Annotated in this window: 4 protein-coding genes; all 4 read left to right on the forward strand. The window is 44.4% G+C overall.

Annotated elements, in window-relative coordinates; translation table 11 throughout:
- A partial coding sequence (locus tag AACV00_RS05475) for an RHS repeat domain-containing protein (protein ID WP_442956590.1) occupies window positions 1-1,256 on the forward strand: 1,256 nt, incomplete at its 5' end.
- A 32-nt stretch (window positions 1,257-1,288) separates the two neighbouring features.
- Window positions 1,289-1,732 (forward strand): HNH endonuclease, encoded by a 444-nt coding sequence (locus tag AACV00_RS05480; RefSeq protein WP_052124559.1) that lies wholly within the window; start codon window positions 1,289-1,291, stop codon window positions 1,730-1,732.
- Window positions 1,733-1,745: 13 nt separating this feature from the next.
- The gene (locus tag AACV00_RS05485) at window positions 1,746-2,066 is read left to right on the forward strand and encodes a DUF7716 domain-containing protein (protein ID WP_004242747.1); all 321 of its coding nucleotides are present in this window, start codon (window positions 1,746-1,748) and stop codon (window positions 2,064-2,066) included.
- A gap of 524 nt (window positions 2,067-2,590) precedes the next feature.
- Window positions 2,591-3,450, forward strand: an 860-nt coding sequence (locus AACV00_RS05490; RefSeq protein ID WP_442956591.1) for an RHS repeat domain-containing protein, incomplete at its 3' end; no start/stop codon positions are given.

The raw sequence follows: 3,450 nt of genomic DNA on the forward strand, positions 1-3,450 counted from the left end.
TTCATCAATGGAATGATACTGATAATACACTGGCATTGACCCGTTTTGGTGAACGGGAGTTGCATTATGCTTTTGGGGCACTGGGGGAGTTAACTTCACTGCAAGTCAATCAGCATGCACCACTTCAATTTAGCTACAACGCGGTAGGACAAGAGTATTTACGCCGTAGTCACGCTGGATTTGTCAATTCCAGTCACTATACGGCCACTGGTTTACTGGCTCATCAACGAGCAGGGCGAGGCACCGAACAGTTTTTACAATCGATACAAGCCCATCCCCAACAACCGCCATTTTGTACGGATGTGCACCGCAGTTATCAATATGATCGCGCTTATAATGTGGTGGGCATTGAAGATGATCGCTGGCGACAGACACGTTATCACTATAATGCCAATGACCAAATCACTGAGACACAATACAGTCCACAATGGGGTAATCAGGACGAAAAATTCCAGTATGATAACAACCTCAATATCACGGAGCACTTAACAACGCCGTCCTCGTCGATGGTGCCTTCAGAAGCACAAGGGGCGATGCTACAGCTATTTCAGCAACAGCAAGCAGGACGGGTGACTCGCCGTTACACAGCGAAGGGATATCAAGATTACCATTATGATGTTAATGGGCGATTAGCTAAAAAAATTGTCCATACACGCGGTTTTCGTCCCAGAGAGTGGCGCTATTTATGGAACACACAAAATCAGCTAACCGCATGCTTTACACCGAAAGGGGATTGTTGGCACTATACTTATGATGCTTTTGGTCGACGTCTGAGTAAAACCAAAACTGTCGACAGTGACTTAGCCCATATTGACCCATTATTTCCGCAGATTAAGCCTAAAATCACCACGTGGCGCTATTTATGGTCGGGAGACCAACTGATAGAAGAAACGCCGATATATGCCGATGGCACTCTTGCTAATGCGCAACAAGTTCAATGGCTGTATCAACCCGGAGAAATAACGCCCACCGCGCGTTATCAACAGGGCAAACTGCACTATGTGGTCACCGACCACCAAGGCACCCCGCGAGAGATATTCAGTGAAGGCGGACAAGCCAGTTGGGCAGGAAGGTTGAATACGTGGTGCCAAATGCAGTTTTGGCGTTACCGCGACGGTAAAGCGGAGAATGACCCTAATTACACCGAATGTCCTTTTCGTTTTGCGGGGCAATATGAAGATGAAGAAAGTGGCTTTATAATTGCTTTCGTTATTATGATAAGGAGACAGGGCAGTATCTTTCCCCAGACCACATAGGGCTATTGGGTGGGCTGAATCCCTATGGGTATGTGCATTGCCCGACGGGGTGGGTTGATCCGTTTGGGTTGGCGGGTGGCAAAGGGAATAAAGGGGAGCTAGACGGTTCAGGTAGACCATTAGCAAGCCCAAGATACTCGGTAGCATTTGAAACAAAAATAGATAGTAAATTCTATCCCGGACGTTCTGATAAGGTTCATTTTCAGGAAGCTAATAGAAATCTTCATGAGGCCATGAAAGCAGACCCCATATTTGCTAAAAAATTAGAAGATATGTATCCGGGAATAACTCAAGGTGTACAGCCGGGTCCTAGAGGAGCATACCCAAGACGCTCACCATTGCCAGAGCTGACATGGCATCATGAGGCTAGTCAACCTGGTGTTATGCAATTAGTGCCTATAAAGCAACATCAAGCTCCTGGAGTTGTTCAGGATTTTCTTCATCCTGGAGGAAAAGGAGGAATGAGTAATTGGTGAGGTGGACGATAATATGATCGAAGAAACACTGAGAAATGTCTTACAAAAAGTAATAGATGTACCTTGGAATTTAGCGCTTTATTTGCCTAAAGATACATTTAGTTGGGATTTAGATACTATAGCTATGATTGAAGATCCTGATGACGTTGAGTCAGATGAACTAGATGATGATCCTGAAGTTATAAAAGAAGCTAATTATAGGTATGTACTAACGATCCAAATGTTACAAAGCATTGTTACTTATGCTAAATTACAAAAAGCGAATGTAACTGAAGAAGAATTGCTTCAATGTCTCATTTATTATTTTAATAATGATGCTTATTTGACTCTTTAGCTATATAGCCAGAAGATCATGTAATCTTCCAGCTTTTTCGTTTTTAATAGCAACTCTGTTTACGCTTTAGTCATTAATACACTCCACCATCAGCTTGCGCATCGTGAGTTTGATGGCACTCAGTTGTGCTTGCTGCTGTTGGTTTTGCTATTTAATTGTTTGAATGCCTTCGCTATCGAGTATCAATACAAAACACTCGTATAAGATTTTTACCGTAAAGGTGAAAACTGTTTCAAAACCGGCGTCTTTTAACCACTGTATCTAAGGTGTATTGCGGGCGGTGGTGCGGCTTTGTTGCCGTTGGGGGCATAGCCGACGGTATAGTGCCGCTCTGTTTTCGGGGGGGATTTATGCGAGTGCCTGATTTAGAATGCGTCTTATCCAGATAGAACATGTTGGGCATCATAACAAGCGAAGCAATAGAGTATTAGTAGCTATAAATTTGCCAGCTCTAAGAAGAGATTATTCATCAATGGAATGATACTGATAATACACTGGCATTGACCCGTTTTGGTGAACGGGAGTTGCATTATGCTTTTGGGGCACTGGGGGAGTTAACTTCACTGCAAGTCAATCAGCATGCACCACTTCAATTTAGCTACAACGCGGTAGGACAAGAGTATTTACGCCGTAGTCACGCTGGATTTGTCAATTCCAGTCACTATACGGCCACTGGTTTACTGGCTCATCAACGAGCAGGGCGAGGCACCGAACAGTTTTTACAATCGATACAAGCCCATCCCCAACAACCGCCATTTTGTACGGATGTGCACCGCAGTTATCAATATGATCGCGCTTATAATGTGGTGGGCATTGAAGATGATCGCTGGCGACAGACACGTTATCACTATAATGCCAATGACCAAATCACTGAGACACAATACAGTCCACAATGGGGTAATCAGGACGAAAAATTCCAGTATGATAACAACCTCAATATCACGGAGCACTTAACAACGCCGTCCTCGTCGATGGTGCCTTCAGAAGCACAAGGGGCGATGCTACAGCTATTTCAGCAACAGCAAGCAGGACGGGTGACTCGCCGTTACACAGCGAAGGGATATCAAGATTACCATTATGATGTTAATGGGCGATTAGCTAAAAAAATTGTCCATACACGCGGTTTTCGTCCCAGAGAGTGGCGCTATTTATGGAACACACAAAATCAGCTAACCGCATGCTTTACACCGAAAGGGGATTGTTGGCACTATACTTATGATGCTTTTGGTCGACGTCTGAGTAAAACCAAAACTGTCGACAGTGACTTAGCCCATATTGACCCATTATTTCCGCAGATTAAGCCTAAAATCACCACGTGGCGCTATTTATGGTCGGGAGACCAACTGATAGAAGAAACGCCGATATATGCCGATGGCACTCTTGC

The sequence above is a fragment of the Proteus sp. G3927 genome, assembly GCF_963894685.1.
GTDB lineage: Bacteria > Pseudomonadota > Gammaproteobacteria > Enterobacterales > Enterobacteriaceae > Proteus > Proteus mirabilis.